Raw genomic sequence first — 23,492 nt, 5'->3', positions numbered from 1 at the left:
TTATCAATACAGTGTTTTGGGAATTCATTATGCTTTGCCAACTCAGCATCAATAACTTTGCCATAGTGCGTTTTCTGGAGCTGGACTTCCGTCCGGGAATGACCAGTATTACCGGCGAGACCGGGGCGGGTAAATCCATTGCCATCGATGCCCTGGGGCTTTGTCTCGGTAACCGGGCCGATGCCGCCAGTGTGCGCCCCGGCGCCAGCAAGACGGAAGTCAGTGCCCGTTTCTCTCTGGCGGATGTCCCTCTGGCCAAGCGTTGGCTGGAAGATAATGATCTCGAACTCGAAGATGAATGTATTCTACGGCGCACCATTGGCAGCGATGGCCGCTCCCGCGCCTATATCAATGGTAACCCTGTGCCGCTGACTCAGCTCAAGGCGTTGGGACCCTTGCTGGTGGGGATCCACGGCCAGCATGCCCATCACGCCATGCTCAAGACAGAGCAGCAACTTTACCTGCTGGACAGCTACGCCAATCATAAGCTGTTGCTCGATGGGGTCAGCAGTGCCTATCAGCGTTATCGCCAAATCGAGCAGGAACTGCGGCAACTGGTGCTGTCGCAGCAGGAGAGAATTGCCCGCAAGCAGTTACTCAGCTATCAGGTGGAAGAACTCAATGACTTTGCTCTCGGGGAGCATGAATTTGCCGAGATAGAGCAGGAGCACAAGCGTCTGGCCAACAGTACGGCGCTGATCGAGTCCTGTCAGTTGGCCTTGATGCTGCTCAGTGAGGGCGAAGAAGCCAACATAGAGTCATTGTTGAACCGGGCCGTGCATATCAGTGCCGATCTTGAGAGTGTCGATGCTGAGCTGTTCAATGTCGGCGGCATGCTCAACGATGCCCTGATCCAGGTGCAGGAAAGCAGCAGCGAACTGCAGCGCTATCTGGACAAGCTCGAGTTGGACCCTGAACACTTTGCCATGCTGGAGGCGCGACTTTCCAAGGCGATGCAACTGGCGCGCAAGCATCAGGTGATGCCCTCAGAGCTGTATCAACACCATCAGCAATTGCTGGCCGAACTGGGGAGTCTCGACTCGGATGAGCAGAAGCTTGAAGAGATAGAGCAGCAATTGGAAGCCAGCAAACAGAATTATCTGACCCAGGCGCAGAAACTCAGTCAGAGCCGTAGCCGCTATGCCAAAGAGCTGGACAAGTTGGTCACAGCTTCCATCCATGAGCTCAATATGCCCAAGGGCAAGTTCAGCATAGCGGTGGAGTTTAATCCTGGGCAGATGTCGGTCAACGGCAGTGACAGGGTGGAGTTTCTGGTGACCACTAATCCGGGGCAGCCACTGCAGAGTCTGGCCAAGGTGGCCTCGGGGGGCGAGCTTTCCCGTATCGGCCTGGGTATTCAGGTGATAACCGCCCGTAAGGTAGCGACTCCGACACTGATTTTTGATGAGGTGGATGTGGGGATTTCCGGACCGACGGCTGCCGTGGTGGGCCGCATGTTGCGTACCCTGGGAGAGTCGACCCAGGTATTGTGTGTGACTCACTTGCCGCAGGTGGCAGGTAACGGCCATCAGCATATGTTTGTTGCTAAACATGCCAAGGGCAGCGGTACTGAAACCTCTATGGTGGCGCTGGATAAAGAGCAGCGGGTGCAGGAGTTGGCCCGGTTGCTTGGTGGCGATACCATCACCAGCAATACCCTGGCCAATGCCCGTGAGTTGCTCAGCAGCTAAAAGTGGCGTTTTGCAAGTTTTGAGATAAAACCGTCACACCCAATATTATCCGGGGGTTTTTGAGTCGCGATGGCGACTCAAAAACTATGGTCCGCTGAAAATCGGCCCGGTCAAGGTCGGCCTATTGTGAGTGATAATAGGCCTCAGAGACTTAATTTCTTACAAGGCCATCTCTGGCACATGTTCGGGGACAATAAGCTTGCCGGCGGTTTTGGCAACTATCTCCTCGACACTCACACCTGGCGCCCGCTCCAGCAGGTGGAAGGCGCCGTCCTTGATTTCGATAAAGGCCAGGTCTGTCAGTACCCGCTTGATGCAGCCATAACCCGTGAGCGGCAACTCGCATTTGCTCAGCAGTTTGGAGTTGCCGTGTTTGTCGGCGTGCATCATGGTGACTATGATATTGTCGGCACCGGCCACCAAGTCCATGGCGCCGCCCATGCCTTTAACCAGCTTGCCGGGGATCATCCAGGAGGCGATAGAGCCTTCGACATCCACCTCGAACGCGCCCAGTACCGTGAGATCCACATGCCCGCCACGGATCATGGCGAAGCTCTCGGCGCTGGAGAAGAAAGACGCGCCCTTGACGGCGGTAACGGTTTGCTTGCCGGCGTTGATCAGGTCCGGATCTATAGTGTCTTCGGTGGGGAATTCACCCATGCCCAAGAGGCCGTTTTCCGATTGCAGCATCACCTGCATACCCTCGGGGATATAGTTGGCCACCAGAGTCGGGATACCTATCCCCAGGTTGACGTAGTAACCGTCTTTGAGTTCCTTGGCGACGCGTTGGGCCAGTTGTTCTCTTGAAAGTGCCATTTTGCTCTCCTGCCCTTATGCCTGTTTGACTGTGCGCTGTTCGATACGCTTCTCGAACACACCCTTGATGACGCGATCCACATAGATGCCCGGGGTGTGGATATGATCCGGGTCCAGCTCACCCGGCTCGACTATCTCTTCCACTTCCACCACAGTGATCTTGCCGGCGGTGGCCATCATGGGGTTGAAGTTGGCGGCTGTCTTGCGAAATACCAGGTTACCCATGGTATCGGCCTTCCAGGCGCGGATCAGCGCGAAGTCGGCGGTCAGAGCGTCTTCCAGCACATAGTGGCGGCCATTGATTTCGCGGGTCTCTTTGCCCTCGGCCACCGGGGTGCCGTAGCCGGTGGCGGTAAAGAAGGCGGGGATCCCGGCGCCGCCGGCACGGATCTTCTCCGCCAGAGTGCCTTGCGGAGTGAGGATTACATTGAGCTCGCCGCTGAGCATCTGCCGCTCAAAGGTGGCGTTTTCACCCACATAGGAGGCGATCATTGTGCTTATCTGCTTATGTTGCAGCAGCAGCCCCAGCCCGAAGTCGTCCACCCCGGCGTTGTTGGAGATGGCGGTCAGGCCGCTGACACCCAGCTTGACCATTTGATTGATAAGGCCTTCGGGAATGCCACAAAGGCCAAAACCACCCACCATGACTGTCATATCATTGGTGAGACCTGCGAGCGCTTCGTCGTAGCTGCCGACGACTTTATTGAGTCCTGCCATAGTGATGTCCTTGCTGTTTATTATCTGTCGTTATACTGCTTATCTGTTGTGCCACCTGGAGGCCTTAAGCTCCCAGGGCTCTGGCTACTTTTGAACCGGTTTCCCGGCCAAGCTGCTGGCTTATCTGCCGTCCGGCCCGGGCCAGTTTGTTGAGATCTATGCCTGTGTCTATACCCATACCATGCAGCATATAGACAAGATCTTCACTGGCCAGATTACCGGATGCGCCTTTGGCATAGGGGCAGCCACCGAGTCCGGCGACCGAGGTATCTATTACACTGACGCCGGTTTCCAGGCAGGCGAGAATGTTGGCCAGCGCCTGACCATAGGTATCATGGAAGTGTAGCGCCAAGTGCTCTACCGGTACGCGCTCGGCCACGGTTTCCAGCATTTTGCGGGCCTTGAGCGGTGTACCTACGCCTATGGTGTCGCCGAGGGATATTTCATAGCAGCCCAATTGATGCAGAATGTCGGCGACCCGAGCCACTTCTGCCGGGGCGATTTCACCATCATAGGGGCAACCCAATACGCAGGAAACATAGCCGCGAACCCGAATGCCTTGCTCCTTGGCCCGGCTCAGCAGGGGCTCGAAGCGGGCGATGGACTCTTCGATGGAGCAGTTGATGTTCTTCTGGCTGAAGCCTTCGGAGGCGGCGGCAAATACCGCTACTTCATCGGCGCCGGCAGCCAGCGCTAACTCCAGGCCCTTGAGATTGGGAGTCAGGGCGCTGTAGCAGACGCCGGCGCGGCGTGAAATGCCACGCAGTACCTCGCCCGAGTCTGCCATTTGCGGCACCCACTTGGGCGACACAAAGCTGGCGGCTTCGATGCGCTTCACCCCGGCATCGGCCAGCGCTTCAATCAGGGCTATCTTGGCTTGAGTGCTGACCGAGGTTTCATTTTGCAGGCCGTCTCTTGGGCCCACTTCAAACAGGCTTACCTTGGGAGGCAGCATTTTAAGCCTCCTTGAGTTGTTCGCTGAGCTCCAGCAACTGGGCGCTATCGCTGACCAGTTCGCCGGGCTGGAAGAAAAACTCACTCACAGTGCCATCGAAAGGCGCGGCTATGGTGTATTCCATCTTCATCGCTTCCATCACCATCAGCCCTTGGCCGGCCTTAACGCTGTCGCCTACAGCCACCAGGTGGGTGACTATGGTGCCATTCATCGGCGCCTTGAGCAGATCGGCATGGTTGGCCTGCTCCTCTTCCAGCTCATTCTGAATGGCGCGGAAATGGCAGGCGCTAAGCTCGCCGGAGCGGCCAAGCAGGGTAAAGTCCATGCCCTGGCGGCTGATTCGCTGGCTGCTGATATGTCCATCGACCACACAGCGAAGCGTGTCACCACCGGCCTCATCTGTGCTCAACTCGCCTTCGATAACCAGGGTTTGGCCATCCAGTGTCAATTGCCAGCTATCGGCCTTGGCCAGCTCAGTCAGCTGAAGGTGATGAATATGGTGTTCATCGTCCATCAGGGCAATATCGTGGCGCTTGGCGCTGTTGAGTCTAAAACCATTGGCGCTGCCCCAGGGCGAGGATGGGTCCTGACTGTTTGTCTGTTTGGCCCGGGAGTCGCGTTTGCGCCACAGCATTTCATACAGTGCGGCTTTGGCCAGCAGCGGCAAGGGCAGAGTGCTGTCTTTCGCTTGAGGCAGCAGCTGTGCTTGATAACGCTCAATAAAATCTGTGCTGAAGTCGGCGCTGGCAAAGGCCGGGTGAGCGGCGATTTTACCCAGGAAACCGATATTGTGTTTCAGGCCGGTGAGCTGGAAGTCATCCAGAGCTCTTTGCAGGCGCTGCAGCGCTCTTGGGCGTGATTCATCCCAGACAATCAGCTTGGCTATCATGGGGTCGTAGAAGTTGGAGATTTCATCGCCTTCACGGACCCCCGAGTCGATACGCACATGGCTCGATGGCTTGGGCTCGCGCAGGAAGTTGAGCTTGCCGCTGGCGGGCAGGAAGTCGTTATCCGGATCTTCGGCATAAATTCGCACTTCAAAGGCATGGCCATTAATGGCAACTTGCTCCTGAGTGAGGGGCAGAGGCTCTCCGGCAGCGACCAGCAGTTGCCAGTGCACCAGATCTGTCCCTGTCACCAGTTCGGTAACCGGATGCTCTACCTGCAAACGGGTATTCATCTCCATAAAGAAGAAGCTTCCGTCTTCCTCTGTGGCATGGGTGTCCAGCAGAAACTCGACCGTGCCTGCACCCACATAGTCGATGGCGCGGGCGGCAGCCACGGCGGCTTCACCCATGCGGCGGCGCAGGGCGTCGCTGAGGCCGGGGGCCGGCGCTTCTTCCACCACTTTCTGGTGGCGGCGCTGAATCGAGCAGTCCCTGTCTGATAGATAGATGGCATTGCCCTGGGTGTCGGCAAATACCTGCACCTCCACATGGCGCGGCTGCTCCAGGTAACGCTCCATCAACAGCTTGTCATTGCCAAAACTGGAGGCGGCTTCACGGCGGGCCGAGTCGATGGCCGACTTGACTTCCGTCAGGCTGCGGACAATCCGCATTCCCTTGCCGCCGCCACCGAAGGCGGCCTTGATCAGCAGCGGGAAACCGATTTTTTCGGCTTCACTGAGCAGCACTTCATCGCTCTGGTCATCACCGTGATAGCCGGGCACCAGCGGCACTCCGGCGCGGCCCATGATGAGTTTGGCGGCGCTCTTGCTGCCCATGGCTTCTATGGAATTGGCCTTGGGACCGATAAAGGCGATATTGGCCCGTTCACAGGCAGCGGCAAAACCGGCGTTTTCCGACAAAAAACCATAACCCGGGTGGATCGCCTCGGCGCCACAGGCCTTGGCGATATCGATAATGGCATCGCCCTTGAGGTAGGAGTCGGCCGGCGCCGAGCCCCCCAGATAAAAGGCTTCATCGGCCATGGCCACGTGGGCGGCATGGCGATCGGCATCCGAGAACAGTGCGACAGTGCGCACTCCCAATGACCTGGCGGTACGTATGATGCGACAGGCAATTTCGCCGCGGTTGGCAATCAGAATCTTGTTGAACATCTTACATCCTTCCTTAGTCACGGCGCTGTGGCGGGTTTGAGCTATTGCCTGGATTGCAACTGGAGTTATTGCCCGGATTGTCACTTGAGCCTTGCCAGCTCGGCGGGCGTTTTTCGAAAAAGGCGTTCAGCCCTTCCTGGCCTTCAGCAGACACCCGGATCCGGGCGATGGCCTCGCCGGTGAGCGCCAGCGTCTGTTCATCTATCAGTCCGTGGCGGATATCGCTTATCAGCTGTTTGCACCAGTTGAGTGCCTGCGGACTGTTGCCCAGCAGCGATTCGATAAGGGGCGCGGCGGCGGCCTCGAGATCGTCTGCTACCTGATGCACCAGTTGCAAAGTTTTGGCGGCTTCGGCATCGAAACGCTCTGCGGTCAACATATAGCGTCTCGCCTGACGCTCGCCCATGGCGCGGCGCACATAGGGGCTGATAACCGCCGGGATCAGGCCAAGCTTCACCTCTGACAGGCAAAAGCTGGCCTTGGGTGTTGCTATGGCGATATCACAGCAACACACCAGCCCCAGCGCTCCGCCAAAGGCCGCGCCCTGTACCAGGGCCAATGACGGCTTGGGGAATTGATCCAGGGTTGCCATCAACCGGGCCAACTCGGCGGCGTCTTTGAGGTTGTCGTCAAAGTCCATCGCCGCCTGTTTGCGCATCCAGTTCAGGTCGGCGCCGGCGCTGAAATGTTTGCCGTTGGCTTTCAGCAGCAGCACCCGGCAGGCGGGATCCCGGGCCAGGGACTCCAGCGCATCAATGAGCTCGGCAATCATCACTTCATCGAAGGCGTTGGCCAGCTGCGGGCGATTCATCACCAGGGATGAAACGCCGCGGGAGTCGGTGGTTAAGGTCAGATATTGATAATCCATACCGGCCTCCATTACATGCGGAACACGCCGAAACGTGTGTCCTCTATGGGCGCATTCAGCGCCGCCGACAATGCCAGGCCAACCACATCACGGGTCTGGGCCGGGTCGATAATGCCGTCGTCCCACAAGCGGGCGCTGGCATGGTAGGGATGCCCTTCTTTATCGTACTGGGCTATCACCGGAGCCTTGAAGGCGGCTTCTTCCTCGGCGCTCATGGTCTGCCCCTTGCGGGCCAGGCCGTCTTTACGCACTGTGGCCAGCACTCCGGCGGCTTGTTCCCCCCCCATGACTGAGATGCGGGCGTTGGGCCACATCCACATCATGGTGGGTTCAAAGGCGCGGCCGCACATGCCGTAGTTACCGGCGCCGTAGGAGCCGCCAATGATCACGGTAAACTTGGGCACAGTGGCGCAGGATACTGCGGTCACCATCTTGGCGCCGTGTTTGGCTATGCCTTCATGCTCATATTTCTTGCCGACCATAAAGCCGGTAATGTTTTGCAAAAACAGCAGCGGGATCTTGCGCTGGCAGCAAAGCTCGATGAAGTGAGCGCCTTTTTGCGCCGACTCGGAAAACAGAATGCCGTTGTTGGCCACTATGCCAACCGGGTAGCCATGAATACGGGCAAAACCGCATACCAGAGTGGCACCATAACCGGCCTTGAACTCGTCGAAGTCTGAGTCATCGACGATGCGGGCAATCACTTCTTTGACATCGAAGGGCTTTTTCAAGTCGGTGCCGACTATGCCGTAGAGCTCATGAATATCGTACTTGGGCGGCTTTACCTGGCTCAGTGTTTGGGCAATCTGTTTTTGGTGATTGAGGCGGGAGACGGCATTGCGGGCCAACTCCAGCGCGTGGTCGTCGTTTTGCGCCAGATGATCGGCCACACCGCTTATCTTGGTGTGTACCTCGGCGCCGCCGAGCTCTTCGGCACTGACCTCTTCACCTGTGGCGGCTTTCACCAGCGGCGGGCCGGCCAAAAAGATGGTGCCCTGTTCACGGACAATAATCGATTCATCGGCCATCGCCGGCACATAGGCGCCACCTGCGGTGCACAGGCCCATGACCACGGCGATTTGCGGGATCCCTTTGGAGGACATGCGGGCCTGATTGAAGAAGATGCGGCCGAAGTGATCCCTGTCCGGGAACACTTCATCCTGGCGTGGCAGGTTGGCACCGCCCGAGTCCACCAGATAGATGCAGGGCAGGTGACAGCGCTCGGCTATCTCCTGAGCCCGCAGGTGTTTTTTCACCGTTAGCGGATAATAAGTGCCACCTTTGACTGTGGCGTCGTTGGCGATAATCATGCACTCGACTCCGCTGACCCGGCCGATCCCGGTTATGATGCCGGCGGCGGGCACTTCTTCGTCATAGACTTCGAAGGCGGCAAACTGGCTTAGTTCCAGAAATGGCGAGCCGGGATCCAGAAGTTTCTCTACCCGGGTACGCGGCGCCAGTTTACCGCGGGACAGATGGCGCTCCATGGCCACAGGGCCACCGCCTTCGACTATCTTGTTGAGTTTTTGTTGGACATCGGCCACCAGGTGGGACATGGCGGCTTGTTTTTCCCTGAATTCATCGCTGCGGGCGTTGATTCTACTGCTGATTTGAGGCACGGCTTGTCATCCTTTTCGACTGAATGGGGGAGCGTGAAGGGCCGCTTGAACGGCCCCGGTATTCGGCATTACTTGGTTTCGTTGAACAGCTCTCGGCCGATGAGCATGCGGCGGATTTCCGAAGTACCGGCGCCGATTTCATAGAGCTTGGCATCGCGTAGTAGGCGACCTGTAGCGTATTCATTGATATAGCCGTTGCCGCCCAGCAGCTGAATGGCGTCCAGTGCCATCTTGGTGGCGAGCTCGGCGCTGTAGAGAATGGCACCGGCGGCATCTTTACGTGTGGTTTCGCCGCGATCGCAGGACTTGGCGACGTTATAGATATAGGACTTGGCGGCATTCATGCCTGTGTACATGTCGGCCAGTTTGCCCTGCACCAGTTGGAATTCGCCGATGGATTTGCCGAACTGCACCCGCTCGTGCATATAGGGCATCACTATGTCCATGCAGGCGGTCATTATCCCAAGAGGGCCGCCGCTGAGCACCACCCGCTCGTAGTCGAGGCCGCTCATCAGTACCTTCACACCCTGGTTGAGGCCGCCGAGAATATTCTCTTCCGGGACTTCGCAGTCTTCGAATACCAGTTCACAGGTGTTGGAGCCACGCATTCCCAGCTTGTCGAGCTTCTGTGCCTGGGAGAAGCCTTTGAAGCCGCGCTCGACGATAAAGGCAGTGATCCCGTGCGGGCCCTTGTCCAAGTCGGTTTTGGCATAAATCACATAGGTGTGGGCATCCGGGCCATTGGTGATCCACATCTTGTTGCCGTTGAGAATGTAACGGTCGCCTTCCTTGCGGGCATGCAGCTTCATGGAAACCACGTCTGAACCTGCGTTGGGTTCACTCATCGCCAGTGCGCCTATATGCTCGCCGCTGACCAGCTTGGGCAGATATTTGTCTTTCTGGGCCTGATTGCCGTTGCGGTTTATCTGGTTGACGCACAGGTTGGAGTGGGCGCCGTAGGACAAACCTATGGACGCCGAAGCGCGGGAGATCTCTTCCATGGCGACAACGTGCGCCAGATAACCCATGTTGGCACCGCCGAACTCTTCGGGGACTGTGATCCCAAGCAGCCCCATGTCGCCGAACTGAGGCCAAAGCTCGTTGGGGAAGGCGTTGTCCTGATCCACCTTGGCGGCAATGGGGGCGATTTCATTGGCGGCGAAACCGTTGACTGCATCCCGCAGCATATCGATTTCTTCACCGAGTCCAAAGTTGAGGCTTGAGTAGAGAGAGTTCATTGGCTTGATGTCCTGTAAGTTAATATTTTTATTTTATTATTATGGTGTTTGGTCAATGGCTCAGGCTTTTTCCTGCTCCATGTCATCCAGCGCCTGACGGCACTGAAGTTCGGCAGAATTGAGTTCCATCAACACCACCTTGATATCGTCCATCTGCTGTTGCAGTGAGGTCTTTTTTTCCTCAATCAGGGCCAACATGGTATTGAGCTGTGCATGGCTGCTCTTGTCGGCATCGTAGAGTTCAAACAGTCGGCGGGTTTCCGCCAGGGAAAAGCCCAGACGCTTGCCGCGCAGAATAAGTTTCAGTCTGACTCTGTCCTTGAGACTGTAGATACGGGTCTGGCCACGACGCCTGGGTTTGAGCAGCCCCTGATCTTCATAGAAGCGGATGCTACGGGTGGTGATATCAAATTCCTTTGACAGATCACTGATGGAGTAAGTGGTTTGTGGATTGTGGTTTGCGCTCATCGATAACACCATAAAATTGAACCTGTTTGGCAAGATATATGAAGTTTACGTAAAGGTAAAGTTTGTTGTGGCATTTTGCGAGCAGCTTGGTGTCCACCGCCGCTGCCATCGGCCTTTGCCCGTATTGAAACACTTGCTTCAGTAACCTGTTTATTTGTCTTCCAATCTGGGTAACGGTACATGGCATCCTTCACTATGCATGTTTGCATTCCAATCGTTTTGATGTCCGCTTCGGATGGACAGCAAAATACTCGGAAGCCAAAAGGCGCAGTTCGAACAGGGTTTTAGGCTAACGTCTAATTGGGGACAAGACCAAAAAGGACTTTAATTGTCACAGGAAGGAAGGGAACGCAGTGCCGTCGCAGAACGGCGTCCTTTGGGAGGAAAGATAATGATAGATCCGGGTTTAGCCATGCATAAGGCGTCACTCGAGGACAAGACACAGTTTTGGGGTGAGTGTGCCCGCGCCATTGATTGGCAACAGCCCTGGGAGCAGGTGCTGGATGAGAGTGAAGCGCCATTTTATCACTGGTTTCGCGGTGGCATGCTCAACACCTGCTACAACGCGGTGGATAGACATGTGGCCGCCGGGCGCGGCGAACAGACCGCCATTCAATATGTCAGTCCGGTAACCGATACCGAGTACGGCATCAGCTATAACGAATTACAGCAGCAGGTGAGTCGCCTGGCGGGCTGGATGCAATCTGTCGGCATCAATAAGGGCGACAGAGTCGTTATCTATATGCCCATGGTGCCGGAAACCGTGTTTGCCATGCTGGCCTGTGCCCGCATAGGCGCCATACATTCAGTGGTGTTCGGCGGCTTTGCCGCCAATGAACTGGCAACCCGGATTAACGATGCCAAACCCAGATTGGTATTGTCTGCCTCTTGCGGCATAGAACCTTCAGGTGTTGTGCCTTATAAGCCCCTACTGGACAAGGCGCTGGAACAGTCCGAGCACAAGGTGGAAAACTGTCTTATTCTCGGTCGCAGTCAGTATCAGGCCGAGTTGCAGCCAGGGCGGGATCATGACTGGCAGAGTGCCATCTGTCAGGCGACTCCTGCCGATTGTGTGGCGGTCGAAGCCACCCATCCCTTGTACATTCTCTATACCTCAGGCACCACAGGGCAGCCAAAGGGGGTTGTGCGTGATAATGGTGGTCATGCGGTAGCGCTGGCCTGGTCGATGAAGGCCATCTATGACATAGAACCAGGAGATGTCTTCTGGGCAGCCTCGGATGTGGGTTGGGTAGTGGGTCACTCCTATATTGTCTATGCACCGCTACTGGTAGGTGCCACCACCTTGCTGTTTGAAGGCAAACCTGTGGGCACCCCGGATCCCGGTACTTTTTGGCGCACCATAGCCAAGTACAAGGTCAAGAGTTTCTTTACCGCACCGACTGCGATTCGCGCTATCAAACGTGAGGACCCGGAGGCAAGCTATGTGGCTCAAAGTGACCTCTCTTGCCTGAAAAACGTGTTTCTGGCCGGCGAGCGTTGTGACCCGGATACCCTGAAGTGGGCGGCTGAGAAGCTGGCCAAGCCAGTAATAGATCACTGGTGGCAAACCGAAACCGGATGGGCCATTGCTGCCAACTTGATGGGGGTTGCCCCTATTCAGGTCAAAGCCGGGTCACCGGCAAGAGCCGTGCCCGGTTATCAGGTGGAAGTACTGGACGAAATGGGGGAGCAGGTGGCTCCCGGGCAGTCGGGCAATGTGGTTATCAAGCTGCCTCTGCCGCCTGGAACCCTGACCACGCTGTGGCAAAATGATAAGCGCTACCATGACAGCTATCTGGCCATGTATCCCGGCTATTATCTCACCGGAGATGCCGGCTATATGGATGAAGAGGGCTATCTCTACATCATGAGTCGCATCGATGACATCATTAATGTGGCCGGTCATAGATTATCGACCGGGCGCTTTGAAGAGGTGCTTTGTCAGCACCCGGCGGTGGCTGAAGCGGCGGTTATCGGTGTCGAAGATAAGCTAAAGGGCCAGGTGCCGCTGGGGTTGGTGGTGCTCAAGATGGGCAATACCCTGAGCGAAGAACAGCTACACAAGGAGCTGGTGGCCCTGGTGCGCCAGGAAATAGGCCCGGTGGCGGCGTTCCGTTTGGTGAGCGCTGTACCCAAGTTGCCCAAGACCCGCTCCGGCAAGATACTGCGCGGCACCATGCGTAAAATTGCCGACAATCAGGAGTTCAAGGCGCCCGCGACCATAGAAGATCCCGCTACTCTGGATCTGGTACGCACCGCACTGACCCGTATGGGCTATGCCGATTCTCTGGTGAAAGAGCACGCCTGAGGCTGACTTTCTCCTTTTGCGCCTGCCGTCGGCAGGCGTTTTTTTAACTGTTTTTCATGTTGCAAAGGCGCGCCTCTTACACTTTGCCCTTTTAGTCGGCCTTTGCTAAGATGCCGCTGCTCCGTTCGGGGCAACAACAAGTAGTTACATACAAAGTAGTAGCATCCAAGTTTTACATTCAGGCTTGCAACTTAAGCTCACTATGTAGCCTTATCACTCTGGCCGCAGGGACGACCCTGTAAGCGCCTTTTCCACTATCGGGGACGACCCCTCTTAAAAAGGGACGGGTTCATGAACTGGTTACTCTTAATCCTCGCAGGTTTGTTTGAAATAGGTTGGGCCATAGGCCTTAAATATACCCAGGGTTTTACCAAGTTAATTCCGAGTCTGTTGACCTTGGGCGCTATGGCTATCAGTGTCGGTTTGCTTGGGCTGGCGACCAAGTCATTGCCTATAGGCACGGCTTACGGTGTTTGGGTAGGCATTGGCGCTATGGGCACGGCATTGGTGGGGATCTGGCTATTCGGCGAGAGTGCCAGTCTGATGAAAATCGGCAGTTTGCTGTTGATTTTTATTGGTGTTTTGGGACTGAAACTGGCTAATTGAACCCGGATGTTTGTCTGTTAATCGTGTTTTTCAAACAAGGTTATCGTCAAGGGCGGCTGGTAATTAACTTTCGTTAATCAGTATAATTAATCCACTCAAGGCCGGTTGTTGGCTCACAAAACGACCGGCTCCTCTGCTACCCGTGGAATTAATAACAATGCAAACCCACAAGCATCTTTCTGACATCGGGGTCATAGGCCTGGGTGTGATGGGCAAGAATCTCGCTCTCAATATCATAGATAACGGCTATCGGGTCGCGGCGTTCGATCTGGACAGTCGCAAAGTGATTGCTGCCGAAAACCAGGCCAAGATGGAAGTGACCGAGAGGGAACAATTGCTGTTTGGCTGTAATAATCTTACTGATTTGATGGGGAATTTAGCAACGCCGCGCATTCTGCTGCTGTCCATTCCGGCCGGTGCGGCAGTCGATGCCGTATGCCAATCCCTGCTCGATGCCGGAATTGAGCGCGAGGATATAGTCATAGATACGGGCAATAGCCTGTGGACAGACACCATAGCGCGGGAGCTGCGCTATCGCGATCAGTTTATCTTCTTCAGCTCCGCCGTATCCGGCGGTGAGGTGGGGGCCAGATTCGGGCCCTCGCTGATGCCCAGCGGCGATATCAAAGCCTGGGGGCGGGTTGCTCCTATTTGGCGGGCGATAGCTGCCAAGGTGGATGGTGACACCGGATTACCGTTGGAGCGATTCGAGCCCGGCAACCCGGTTACCCAAGGGGAGCCCTGCACGGCTTACATAGGCCCGGCCGGTAGCGGTCACTATGTGAAGATGGTGCACAACGGTATTGAATATGCCGATATGCAGTTGATTTGCGAGGCTTATCATCTGCTAAGCCAAGTGCTGGGTCTTGATGCCTACGCCATTGCCGAGGTATTCGAGCGCTGGAATAAAGGTGTGCTTTCCAGTTATCTGATGGAAATCAGCGCCGAGGTCTTGCGGCAACAGGACCCATTGAGCGGTAAGCCTCTGGTTGAGATGATCCTAGATAAGGCAGGGCAGAAGGGCACAGGCCTGTGGACGGCAGTTAGCAGCTTGCAGATAGGTTGCCCGGCGCCCACTATCGCCGAAGCGGTTTATGCCCGCGCCATCAGTACTCAAAAAGTTCTGCGCCAGAGTTTGGCTACCAAGCTGGCCGGTCCCGAAGCGCGAGACACTCAATCGGCGGCCCCGGACGAGCAACAAAGTTTTATTGATGGCTTGGAGAGTGCACTCTATTGCGCCAAGGTGAGCTGTTATGCCCAAGGGTTCCAGTTGATGGCGATGCAGGCTCAGGAGCAGGGATGGCAGCTGGATTTTGCCGCCATTGCCAGGATCTGGCGCGCCGGCTGTATTATTCGCGCCAGATTCCTGCAATCCATAGCCGCAGCCTACGACAAGGAGCCGGAATTGGCCAATTTGCTGTTGGCCGATGGCTTTGCTTCAACGCTTTCGGCGCACCAGCAGGCATGGCGGCAAACGGTTGCCAAGGCGGTACTTGCGGGTGTGCCAGTGCCCTGCATCTCATCGGCGCTTTCCTACTACGACAGTTATCGCACCGAGACCTTGCCGGCCAACCTGTTACAGGGGCAACGGGACTTTTTCGGAGCACATAGTTTTGAGCGCATAGACCAAGCTGCCAACGAGCGTTATCACCTGGATTGGAGTGACCCCAAGCGGCCGCTGATTAAGCTGGATTGAGGGAAACCGGGTCGGGCAGAATACTATCACCGGCCAACAAAAAGGCTTCCAACTGCTTGGCAGTGGAAGCCTTTGCTATTTCTATCCCTTTGTTTATAGCTATCCCAGTGCTAAAGGGTAAACACCAAGCCTAAGCTGAACAGGGCGCTGAATATCATAGTCAGTTTGGCGGTGCGCCCCAGTAAAGGGTTTAATGCTGCGCCTGACTCCTGGATAAAATCACTGGACAGCTTGCGGGCCATCAGCAGCGCGAGGCCTGTCAGCAGCACAGGTAGCCCAGGTAGCAAGCCCAATAGGAAACCAGCGATAATCAGGCCGAAGGGTAAGTATACCAACGCCTGGTACAGCACCTTGGATTGGGCTTCACCTATACGTACCGCCAAAGTGCGCTTGCCGGCTTTCTCGTCAGTATAGATATCGCGGGTGTTGTTAACTAGGCAGATGGCGGCATTGAGCAGGCCCACGGCGCTACCCAAAATCCAGGCTGCAGTGCTGGTATCACCGGCCTGCAGATAGTAACTGCCGACAACGGCTACCAAGCCAAAGAAGATAAAGGCCGCCACTTCACCCAGGCCGTGTGAGGCCAACGGGTATGGGCCACCGCTGTAACCCAGGGCGCCCAAAATGGAAGCCGCCGCCAGGATGGCAATCGGCCAGCCACCGTGCCAGATGAGGAAAGACCCCACCGCCAATGCCAGCAATAGGCAAAAAATCATTGCATTACGCACTTTCAGCGGGTCGAGTAAGCCGCTCTGGGTGACCCTTATCGGCCCAAGTCGCTCTTCGGTATCTATACCATTTTTGAAATCAAAGTAGTCGTTGGCCAGGTTAACGGCAATCTGCAGTAACAGGGCACAGACCATAGATGCCACTGCAATGGTCCAACTAAAACTCTCCAGTTGCAGAGCCAGAATGTTGCCTATCAGCAAGGGTCCTATTGCCGCAGGCAAGGTGCGCGGCCGTGAGGCTAAAATCCAGGGATTCATCTTGTTAATTCTTCAGAGTTAAAGATGGGAAAACATGCTAAGGATACCAATTTTCCACTTGAAAGTTAGCACAATCGGATAAATGCATTTAACAGAGTTTGAGTCAGCGCACATTTGTACCCGTGCGGATTAAAAAAATGCAGCCATAATCAAATAACCTTAGGGGATTATGTGTTCTTATTGTTAAAGAATACCCGGTATTTCATGAGCTTATTACTAAAGCAGAGGTTAATATGATGGGGTTTGGGGGCAGGACAGCCCTTGTCAGCGGTGCCGCCTCGGGGTTGGGGCGCGCCTTTGCCATAGGTTTGGCTCAGCGTGGCGCCAGTCTGGCACTGCTGGACATAGACAGCTGTAAAGATACCTTGAATGCGATTTCTGCTTTGGGGGCCGATGCCAAAGCCTGGCACTGTGATGTTGCCAATGAGCAAGATGTTGCTTTGGTGCTGCAGGAAGCTTGTGACCACTTTGGCACCATAGAGTTGTTGGTGGCCTGTGCCGGGATCCATACCCCTTGCTCATTTGAAAAACTGACACCACAGCAGTGGCGACGGCAGTTGCAGGTGGATCTAGATGGCAGCTTCTTTCTCTGTCACGGCCTCTGGTCGCGAATGAAGGCACAGGAGTATGGCCGGATCCTTTTGTTGGGGGGTGTTAGTGGACTGTTTGGAGATCTTTTTGAAAGTGCCTGGGCTAGCGCCAAGATGGCTTTGTTTGGATTAACCAATAGTCTCAGTCGTGAAGGCGGCAATCATAACATCCGTGTCAACAGTCTCTATCCTTTGGCTACCACCCCTATGACGGAGCAACATCTGGCACTGCCGGTACAACCTTTATTTGGTTTGAGCGCACCATTGGCAGCCGGGTTGTTTCTGCTCAGTGAGCAGGCGCCCAATGGGCAACATTTGTTGGCTGCAGCAGGCAGTATCAGCCGGGTGAGAATAGCGCAGACAGAGCCGGGTTACTTTAATGCCGATGCTTGTACTCCTGAGCTTTTGGCCAGAGCCTGGCCAGAGTTGAGTGTGGCCACACCGCTGGGTTTCAGCGACAGCGGTGAGGCGCAAATTGTTAACTGGGCCAGACAAGCTGCCGCTGAGCATGATATAGAGATAGAGTAAAGTCATCTGGTCACGGAGGGCGGTTCTGGGTTAATCTTTGCGGTATATGTCAGCCAGTTAGTAGAGTTTTATGAGCCAGGTTTTAGATGATCTCTTGTCACTGCTCGCGCTTGAACAGATAGAAATCGGACTTTATCGGGGCCAGAGTCAGGATCTGGGTTTTGGTCATGTGTTTGGTGGTCAGGTCATGGGTCAGGCCCTCAGTGCCGCCCGTCGTACTGTGCCGCAAGAGCGCCAGGTGCACTCACTGCACTCCTATTTTTTACGTGCAGGCGATGAAAAGCTGCCGATAGTCTACGAAGTTGAAAATATGCGTGACGGTGGTAGTTTCAGCGCCCGTCAGGTGAAGGCGATTCAGAAAGGGCGGCCGATTTTCTACATGACTTGCTCCTTCCAGGAGCCGGAAGTTGGCTTCAGCCATCAGGCAGAAATGCCAGAGGTTCCCGGCCCAGAAGGGATACTCAATCAGCAGGAGTTGGCAATGACCATGAGGGATAAGGTGCCCTCCAGAATGCTGGAAAAGTTTATGGCCGATGCCCCCATTGAAATGCGCCTGGTCAATCCGCTTAACCCTGTAGCTCCGGCGGCCACTGAGCCCGTACGACATGTATGGATGCGGGCAAATGGTGCCTTGCCGCCCGAACATGAAATGCACGACTACCTATTGGCATACGCTTCGGATTTCAACTTTTTGGTGACAGCGGCTCAGCCTCATGGGGTGTCATTTTTGACCCCGGGGATGCGGATGGCCACTATAGATCACTCACTCTGGTTCCACCGACCTGTCAATATGGGGGAATGGCTGCTTTATGCCATAGAGAGTCCCAATGCCAGTGGCGGTCGGGGATATGTGCGAGGGCAATTCTTTAATCAACAGGGCGAGCTGGTGGCTTCTGCCACTCAGGAAGGCTTGATGAGAATGACCGCCAAATAAGGGAAAGCAAGATGATTAAGTATTTGAAAGGACTGGTAATTGCTGCTGGGATAGTGTTTCTAGGCGGCTGTGTCACTGTTGACCCCAAAGCTCCTGTTATCGTCAACGGGGCCGCTGGTTACTTGGAAAGAGTGGCCTTGCCTCAAGGTTCCAGTATCACCATTGCCATCATAGATTTGGACACCCCCGGGGTAATCGTGGCACAAAAGAGCTTTGATATCGCCAGGGCGCCGGTGCCGTTCAAGTTTATTTTACCGACTGAAACCCTTGAGTCCGATGTCAACTATGGTGTGGTCGCCATGATCCAGTATCAGGGAAGGGTGATTTTCCAAACCTATGACAGATATCCGGTGATCAACAATGACAAGTTCACCACCGAAGTGTTGATGAAGGCGGTGCCAATACCTCAGTTGGAACAACAACCTTGATTATTTGATATTGGCGCTAGGATCCCTCTGTCGCGTGATGCCGTTTACTTTTGTAAGCGGCATTTTTATGGTTACTGATGAGGCCGGCTGGGGAAGGGGCTGTTTATTTCGGTAACTTGATATTAGCCGCTGCTATCAGGCTGGCTTACGACTCTAGCCTTGGCGACTTGTCTATTGAACCCATTTTCTCGCCAATAGATGCTGCCAAAATTCACAATCCTCAACTCTAGTCGCGAAACCGGGGGGGAGATTAACCATGGTGTTCAGTCTTTATCAGCTTGCCGAACTGATCGTAGAAGTTCCAGTCACCTGATTCGCGATTGCTGATATAGCTGCCTTCGGTACGCTTCTCACCATTGGTCCAGAAGGTCTGCCACAGCCCCTCTTTTCTGTCCCTGAGGAAGGTGCCTTTCTCGGCCAGCTTGCCGTTGTTGTGGAAGTAACTGGCTTCACCCTCTTTCTGGCCCTTGAGCCACTGTTCATGGCTCTGTGGTTTGCCATTTTGGAAGTACTGGCTCAGTTTGCCATCGAGTTTTCCCTGCCAGTAGTTGGCCTGCAGTTTCAACTGGCCGTTACTGTAGTACTGCTCAGACTTGCCGTGCAGTACATCGTCCTTGAACTCTTGACTGGCGGCGAGCATGCCATCTTCAAACCAGCTTTGCCACTGGCCGCTTTTGGCCCCTTTTAACAACTCGCCGGCCAGTTTCTGTTGCCCATTGTCGACATAGTACTCGCTGTAGTTGCCGCTCTTGTCGCCATTGGCATAGGTTTCCTTGCGATAAAGGATGCCCTTGAAGCTGTAATGCTCGCGTGCGCCATGCAACTTACCCTGCTGCCACTGGCTCTTGATCCTGACATTGCCTTCTGGGATGGTGCCGAAGGTGGGATCGTCCTCTTCGTAGCGGTAGTCTATCCAGCTACCTGTCTTCTTATTGTCCAGGTACTCCCCCGTAACCCGGCGGCGGCCATGATAATACTCGGCATATTGGCCATTGAGTTTGCCTTTGACAAAGGTCTGCTCCCGGCTCTTGACCCCTTCGCGATACTGAATCCAGAGCCCGTCCTTGTCGCCGTTGAGATATGCGCCTTCCTCATTGGGATCGCCGTTGGCGTACCAGCGCTTGAAGGCACCATCGAGCGGATAACGATAATCCTTGGCGGCCTTGTGTTTGGCATAGTGGGCTAACTCCCTGGGCTTGCCATTGTTGTAGAAGCTCTCATACTTGCCGACCCATTTACCGTCTATGACTTCGCCCTGTTCTTGCACTGTGCCATCTTCAAAGTAGCGGATGGACTTTCCGGTTTGCTTATCATGCTGATATTGCACCAGGCTGCGTTTTTCCCCGTTCGGGAAGTAACGGATAAAGTCGCCGTGACGTTTTCCCTGTTGCCATTGGCTGGACTCTTGCAAAACGCCGGCGCTGAAACGTTGATATAAGCCATCCAGCAGGCCCATGGTGAACTGGGACTTTTCCAGGGGTTTGCCGTCGATATCGAAACGTTCATACTTGCCATGGCGGGGATATTGACCGTTGTCGCTCAATTGGCTGTCGTGGAAGGTTTCCAGCTCGGCCAACTGGCCATTGGGATGAAAACGTTTCTGTATACCGGTTTGCAGGCCATTTTTGTAATGCTGCTCTATGACCAGCTTGCCTTCACTGTTGAAGTACTCCTGGTGGCCATCTTTTTCGCCGTCACTGAAGAGTTCATTGCCCAGCAGCACGCCTTTATTGTCGAAGGTTTGGCATGGGCCCTGGCGTTTACCCGCGCGGTAAGCACATTTGACCGCCAGTTCACCGCCGGGGTGATATTTCAGGCTTTCGCCGTCCCGTTCTCCGGCGCTGAAATGAGTTTCGCTCTCTTTACTGCCATCATCAAAAAAGCTCTGCCAGACGCCCTGACGTTGGCCATTGGCATCGAATTTGCCCTTGATCTTGATGACGCCCTGGTTGTTTTGCTCCAGATACTCGCCAAAGAGTTGGTTGTTGGCATATTGCTGACTTTGTGCCAGGGTGCCATTTTCATAGAAGCTCTGCCACTGACCATGGCGCAGGTTATCGGTATAGGTTTCGCTGGCCTTGAGTTTACCGCTGGCGTAGAAGCGCTTGACCAGCTCTTTATTGCCGCTGCGGTAGAATACGCTTTCATTGAGGCGGCCATTGCTGTCAAAGGTTTGCCATTCCCCTTCGGGTACGCCCTTGTTGAACACCTGTAATTCGGTCATCTGGCCGCTGAGGTCATACATGCGCCAGCTGCCATTCTGATAACCCTGGAAATACTGGCCCTCAATCAATTTGGCATTGTTGGGGTGAAATACCTGCCAGCGGCCATTGGGCAATCCTTGAGAGAAAGTCGCTTGGGTATAACCTTGGTTATCGCGAATGATGGAGATCTCACCATTGAGGGGCATGCCACTGGCCAGATTGTAATAATGAGGGATACCATCCTGCTGCCGGACTTCCACCATTAAGGAAGAGAGGTTTTGTGCCGCTTGTGCCTGTTGCAGCAAAGTCGATGTGCTCACGACCAACATTGTCATGATGGTGAGATGTTTATGCATAGCTTCTCCTTGTTACCGACTTCTGTAACCCCGTCATTGGGATCCGGTTCTTTACTTATTTGAGCTCACTCTTGCGGGCTTTTTTATATTGGTACATCTGGTTGTCTGCCAACCTGAGACTCTGCTCCACATCGCCATTGAAAGGTGCGATGCCAGCGCTGAAATACACGGCAACCTTATCGGTGGTCAGCTTGGTCTCGACTTGCCGTAAGCGTTCTCTGAGCCAAGTTTCACTGCCGTAGCTGAGCAGCACAAACTCATCGCCGCCAAAGCGGCTCACCAGCGCCGGTGTCGGAAAAGCGAGTTTCAGCTCGGTTGCCAAACGTTTGAGTGCAAAGTCACCGGCACCATGCCCCAGACTATCATTGATTTTTTTCAGGTTATCCATATCCAGCAGCACCAGCATGCTTTCTATGTTGTTTTTGGGCTGCCACTTCTGGGTTTGCTCTTCAAAATACTTGCGATTGGCGAGCCCCGTCAGGCTGTCAAAGTTGGCCAATTGGTGGATCTGACGGGACTTTTGGTACAGGGCGATGGCATTGGCGGCTTCATGGGTCAAAATAGCCACCAGATCCCTGTCATAGCTGCTGAAGCTGGCAACTAATGAACTGTCGAGATTGAGCATGGCATAGAGTTTGCCATCTATATGGAGTGGGCTTGAAAGCGTCGCGCTAATGGGAGGGGCGGCTGCGTTTAACAATAATGTTTGAGCTTCAGGACTCAGACCACTCTGGGCGTTGAGTTTGCGCATATCGTTGACTACAACTACCCGGTCGCAGCGGCCATTGGTCAACCTGTATGCGAAAGACTGCTCCAGGGTCATATTCAGCCGTTGCAATTTGGTCATATCCAGCCCAACAGCCGATTCAAAGTGCAGCTTATTACTGCCGGGTTTCACCAGTATGATAGAGCCCATTTCGGCGCCATCTATCATGGCGACTGCTTTACCCAGTAGGGCATTGAGGAAGGCGTGTTCGGTTTCGTATTGGCTGGAAAGATGCACCAACTCGAAGGTGGCTTCGTTGATACCCAGCACCTGTTCCAGGTGTCGCCACAGCCGGCCCAGGCGCCCTTGGTGGACAAAGTAGCCCAAACTATAGGCCATGAAATAGATGACAGAAACCCCAACCCACTGCAGCCAGGGAAGTTCTCCGGCTGGACTGGTGACCCAAAATAATAAGGCTATCAGTAGCAGCGGCAGTAACATAAGCAGCAGATGATAACGCAGATCCAATGTGTCTATCTTCTGCTTTTTGAGTCCGTTCTGATCCAACAAATCCTGAAAGCCCTAAAGTTATGCCTTGAACAGTCGTAAAAGGCGGGCAACCCTTGCCCGCCCGTTTTTCAGTCAAACTCTGCCTGTATCCATGAGAGTGGTGCCTGATACTGAGTCGGCATCCACTGCTTAAGCTGGCTGATGCTGTTTGCCAGCGCGTTTTTATCCAGTACCGACAAGTTCAGGTGGCCTACCTTACGGCCGGGGCGCACCTCTTTGTCGTACCAGAATAGCTCGGCATTGGCCAGGCTCAGCCAACGGTCGTCCTTATCTATGCCTATCAGGTTGACCATTACACACTGGAAGTTAACCTGAGGCGTCATCAGTGGCAATTCGCACAGGGCCCGCAGGTGCAGCTGGAACTGATCCATATGAGTGCCTGCCTGAGTCCAGTGCCCTGAGTTGTGCACTCTTGGCGCCAGCTCATTGACCAGCAGGTGATCGCCCACCCGGAAACACTCCATCGCCATCACCCCAACATACTCCAGCTCATGCATTATACTGCTGAGCATAGTTTCGGCCTCGGCCTGCAATGGTTGCAACCGGGCCAAGGGGGCTATCGATGCCATCAGAATGCCATCTTGATGCAAATTGAGCGTTAAGGGATAAAAGAAGCACTCGCCGCTGCGGCTGCGAACCCCAACCAGAGACACTTCTTCATCGAAGGGGATCGCCTGCTCGGCAATCGCCTCATTACGCCAATCGGCTGGGATAGTGCTCGACTCGACCTGTTTCAGCCAGTGTTGTCCCTTGCCATCATAGCCGCCGGTGCGGCGTTTCAGTAGAACTCTTTCACCGTATTTGTGATAAAGATCATTAGCTTGGGTGTTATCGTCCAGCAGTTCCCAAGGCGCAGTGGCCACCTTGAGCTGATCCAGCAGGGATTTTTGGGTGTATCTGTCGGCGAGGCGGCCAAATACCGGACCATTGATGAAATGACAGTGCTGCGATAATTGCAGGCTCAGGGGTGACTCGGGCCACTGCTCACGTTCGGCAGTAATAATATCTGTGTCTGTCAGCGGCAACTTTTCATCGCTTGGCGCCATGATATCCACCGGGCGGACATCTATCGCCAGCGGTTGGCCGGCATGACGCAACATGGCACCCAGTTGGCCATCGCCCAGTACCCAAACTCTCTTGTCAGCCATC

Annotated in this window: 19 protein-coding genes; 7 read left to right on the top strand and 12 right to left on the bottom strand. The window is 54.8% G+C overall.

From position 1 onward, the window contains the following. Nucleotides 1-29: 29 nt before the first annotated feature. Entirely contained in the window at nucleotides 30-1,691 is a 1,662-nt protein-coding gene (recN, locus tag AYI96_RS06215) for a DNA repair protein RecN (protein ID WP_144361216.1), read from the top strand. 159 nt (nucleotides 1,692-1,850) lie between these two features. On the opposite strand, the gene AYI96_RS06210 is transcribed toward recN, so the two are convergent. From AYI96_RS06210 to AYI96_RS06175, 8 genes are all read right to left on the bottom strand, one after another. Then, nucleotides 1,851-2,507, bottom strand: a complete 657-nt coding sequence (locus AYI96_RS06210; protein ID WP_025009400.1) for a CoA transferase subunit B — start codon at nucleotides 2,505-2,507, stop codon at nucleotides 1,851-1,853. Nucleotides 2,508-2,522: 15 nt separating this feature from the next. Beyond that, nucleotides 2,523-3,224: a CoA transferase subunit A gene (locus tag AYI96_RS06205; RefSeq protein WP_101095308.1), complete on the bottom strand. Its 702-nt coding sequence runs from the start codon at nucleotides 3,222-3,224 to the stop codon at nucleotides 2,523-2,525. A gap of 64 nt (nucleotides 3,225-3,288) precedes the next feature. After that, a complete protein-coding gene (locus AYI96_RS06200; RefSeq protein WP_144361215.1) occupies nucleotides 3,289-4,179 on the bottom strand; it encodes a hydroxymethylglutaryl-CoA lyase in 891 nt (296 codons plus the stop codon). A gap of 1 nt (nucleotide 4,180) precedes the next feature. Beyond that, nucleotides 4,181-6,238 carry an acetyl/propionyl/methylcrotonyl-CoA carboxylase subunit alpha gene (locus AYI96_RS06195; protein WP_144361214.1) on the bottom strand — a complete coding sequence of 686 codons (2,058 nt, stop codon included), beginning with the start codon at nucleotides 6,236-6,238 and terminating at the stop codon, nucleotides 4,181-4,183. 13 nt (nucleotides 6,239-6,251) lie between these two features. Further along, nucleotides 6,252-7,106 carry an enoyl-CoA hydratase-related protein gene (locus tag AYI96_RS06190; protein WP_243883659.1) on the bottom strand — a complete coding sequence of 285 codons (855 nt, stop codon included), beginning with the start codon at nucleotides 7,104-7,106 and terminating at the stop codon, nucleotides 6,252-6,254. A gap of 11 nt (nucleotides 7,107-7,117) precedes the next feature. Next, complete coding sequence (locus AYI96_RS06185) at nucleotides 7,118-8,725, bottom strand: carboxyl transferase domain-containing protein (protein ID WP_144361213.1); 1,608 nt, start codon at nucleotides 8,723-8,725, stop codon at nucleotides 7,118-7,120. Between the two features lie 68 nt (nucleotides 8,726-8,793). After that, nucleotides 8,794-9,963: an isovaleryl-CoA dehydrogenase gene (locus AYI96_RS06180; protein ID WP_144361212.1), complete on the bottom strand. Its 1,170-nt coding sequence runs from the start codon at nucleotides 9,961-9,963 to the stop codon at nucleotides 8,794-8,796. A gap of 60 nt (nucleotides 9,964-10,023) precedes the next feature. Then, nucleotides 10,024-10,431, bottom strand: a complete 408-nt coding sequence (locus AYI96_RS06175) for a MerR family transcriptional regulator (RefSeq protein WP_025009395.1) — start codon at nucleotides 10,429-10,431, stop codon at nucleotides 10,024-10,026. A 391-nt stretch (nucleotides 10,432-10,822) separates the two neighbouring features. Here AYI96_RS06175 and AYI96_RS06170 point away from each other — a divergent pair, with 391 nt between their 5' ends. From AYI96_RS06170 to gndA, 3 genes are all read left to right on the top strand, one after another. Beyond that, nucleotides 10,823-12,739 carry a propionyl-CoA synthetase gene (locus AYI96_RS06170; protein ID WP_144361211.1) on the top strand — a complete coding sequence of 639 codons (1,917 nt, stop codon included), beginning with the start codon at nucleotides 10,823-10,825 and terminating at the stop codon, nucleotides 12,737-12,739. A gap of 291 nt (nucleotides 12,740-13,030) precedes the next feature. After that, nucleotides 13,031-13,345: a quaternary ammonium compound efflux SMR transporter SugE gene (gene sugE / locus AYI96_RS06165; RefSeq protein ID WP_039033745.1), complete on the top strand. Its 315-nt coding sequence runs from the start codon at nucleotides 13,031-13,033 to the stop codon at nucleotides 13,343-13,345. Between the two features lie 157 nt (nucleotides 13,346-13,502). Next, nucleotides 13,503-15,041: an NADP-dependent phosphogluconate dehydrogenase gene (gndA, locus tag AYI96_RS06160; RefSeq protein WP_144361210.1), complete on the top strand. Its 1,539-nt coding sequence runs from the start codon at nucleotides 13,503-13,505 to the stop codon at nucleotides 15,039-15,041. 110 nt (nucleotides 15,042-15,151) lie between these two features. Here the strand turns inward: gndA and AYI96_RS06155 are convergent, their stop codons facing one another. Beyond that, entirely contained in the window at nucleotides 15,152-16,027 is an 876-nt protein-coding gene (locus tag AYI96_RS06155) for a 1,4-dihydroxy-2-naphthoate polyprenyltransferase (protein WP_039033747.1), read from the bottom strand. 233 nt (nucleotides 16,028-16,260) lie between these two features. Here AYI96_RS06155 and AYI96_RS06150 point away from each other — a divergent pair, with 233 nt between their 5' ends. The 3 genes from AYI96_RS06150 to AYI96_RS06140 all read left to right on the top strand — a co-directional run bounded on the left by AYI96_RS06150 (nucleotide 16,261) and on the right by AYI96_RS06140 (nucleotide 18,507). Beyond that, on the top strand, nucleotides 16,261-17,145 hold the full coding sequence (locus AYI96_RS06150; protein ID WP_052248016.1) for an SDR family NAD(P)-dependent oxidoreductase: 885 nt from the start codon (nucleotides 16,261-16,263) through the stop codon (nucleotides 17,143-17,145). A 70-nt stretch (nucleotides 17,146-17,215) separates the two neighbouring features. Further along, entirely contained in the window at nucleotides 17,216-18,079 is an 864-nt protein-coding gene (gene tesB / locus AYI96_RS06145; protein WP_039033748.1) for an acyl-CoA thioesterase II, read from the top strand. Nucleotides 18,080-18,090: 11 nt separating this feature from the next. Next, nucleotides 18,091-18,507: a YbaY family lipoprotein gene (locus AYI96_RS06140; RefSeq protein ID WP_039033749.1), complete on the top strand. Its 417-nt coding sequence runs from the start codon at nucleotides 18,091-18,093 to the stop codon at nucleotides 18,505-18,507. 250 nt (nucleotides 18,508-18,757) lie between these two features. Here the strand turns inward: AYI96_RS06140 and AYI96_RS06135 are convergent, their stop codons facing one another. From AYI96_RS06135 to purK, 3 genes are all read right to left on the bottom strand, one after another. After that, nucleotides 18,758-21,067, bottom strand: a complete 2,310-nt coding sequence (locus AYI96_RS06135; RefSeq protein ID WP_144361209.1) for a toxin-antitoxin system YwqK family antitoxin — start codon at nucleotides 21,065-21,067, stop codon at nucleotides 18,758-18,760. Nucleotides 21,068-21,122: 55 nt separating this feature from the next. After that, the gene (locus AYI96_RS06130; protein WP_039033751.1) at nucleotides 21,123-22,343 is read right to left on the bottom strand and encodes a sensor domain-containing diguanylate cyclase; all 1,221 of its coding nucleotides are present in this window, start codon (nucleotides 22,341-22,343) and stop codon (nucleotides 21,123-21,125) included. Between the two features lie 68 nt (nucleotides 22,344-22,411). Further along, nucleotides 22,412-23,491 carry a 5-(carboxyamino)imidazole ribonucleotide synthase gene (purK, locus tag AYI96_RS06125; RefSeq protein WP_144361208.1) on the bottom strand — a complete coding sequence of 360 codons (1,080 nt, stop codon included), beginning with the start codon at nucleotides 23,489-23,491 and terminating at the stop codon, nucleotides 22,412-22,414. Between the last annotated feature and the right edge of the window lies 1 nt (nucleotide 23,492).

This window comes from Shewanella sp. MSW, from assembly GCF_007636515.1.
In the GTDB taxonomy this organism is placed as follows: Bacteria; Pseudomonadota; Gammaproteobacteria; order Enterobacterales; family Shewanellaceae; genus Shewanella; species Shewanella indica.
This window is presented reverse-complemented; position numbering and strand designations above follow the sequence as displayed.

Bases quoted from the DNA above. Each gene is read 5' to 3' on its own strand.
- AYI96_RS06200 (WP_144361215.1), bottom strand. From the start codon at position 4,179: ATGCTGCCTCCCAAGGTAAGCCTGTTTGAAGTGGGCCCAAGAGACGGC.
- AYI96_RS06150 (WP_052248016.1), top strand. From the start codon at position 16,261: ATGATGGGGTTTGGGGGCAGGACAGCCCTTGTCAGCGGTGCCGCCTCG.
- AYI96_RS06180 (WP_144361212.1), bottom strand. From the start codon at position 9,963: ATGAACTCTCTCTACTCAAGCCTCAACTTTGGACTCGGTGAAGAAATC.
- sugE (WP_039033745.1), top strand. From the start codon at position 13,031: ATGAACTGGTTACTCTTAATCCTCGCAGGTTTGTTTGAAATAGGTTGG.
- AYI96_RS06190 (WP_243883659.1), bottom strand. From the start codon at position 7,106: ATGGATTATCAATATCTGACCTTAACCACCGACTCCCGCGGCGTTTCA.
- AYI96_RS06135 (WP_144361209.1), bottom strand. From the start codon at position 21,067: ATGCATAAACATCTCACCATCATGACAATGTTGGTCGTGAGCACATCG.
- purK (WP_144361208.1), bottom strand. From the start codon at position 23,491: ATGGCTGACAAGAGAGTTTGGGTACTGGGCGATGGCCAACTGGGTGCC.
- tesB (WP_039033748.1), top strand. From the start codon at position 17,216: ATGAGCCAGGTTTTAGATGATCTCTTGTCACTGCTCGCGCTTGAACAG.
- AYI96_RS06205 (WP_101095308.1), bottom strand. From the start codon at position 3,224: ATGGCAGGACTCAATAAAGTCGTCGGCAGCTACGACGAAGCGCTCGCA.
- AYI96_RS06175 (WP_025009395.1), bottom strand. From the start codon at position 10,431: ATGAGCGCAAACCACAATCCACAAACCACTTACTCCATCAGTGATCTG.
- AYI96_RS06195 (WP_144361214.1), bottom strand. From the start codon at position 6,238: ATGTTCAACAAGATTCTGATTGCCAACCGCGGCGAAATTGCCTGTCGC.
- AYI96_RS06140 (WP_039033749.1), top strand. From the start codon at position 18,091: ATGATTAAGTATTTGAAAGGACTGGTAATTGCTGCTGGGATAGTGTTT.
- AYI96_RS06170 (WP_144361211.1), top strand. From the start codon at position 10,823: ATGATAGATCCGGGTTTAGCCATGCATAAGGCGTCACTCGAGGACAAG.
- gndA (WP_144361210.1), top strand. From the start codon at position 13,503: ATGCAAACCCACAAGCATCTTTCTGACATCGGGGTCATAGGCCTGGGT.
- recN (WP_144361216.1), top strand. From the start codon at position 30: ATGCTTTGCCAACTCAGCATCAATAACTTTGCCATAGTGCGTTTTCTG.
- AYI96_RS06210 (WP_025009400.1), bottom strand. From the start codon at position 2,507: ATGGCACTTTCAAGAGAACAACTGGCCCAACGCGTCGCCAAGGAACTC.
- AYI96_RS06155 (WP_039033747.1), bottom strand. From the start codon at position 16,027: ATGAATCCCTGGATTTTAGCCTCACGGCCGCGCACCTTGCCTGCGGCA.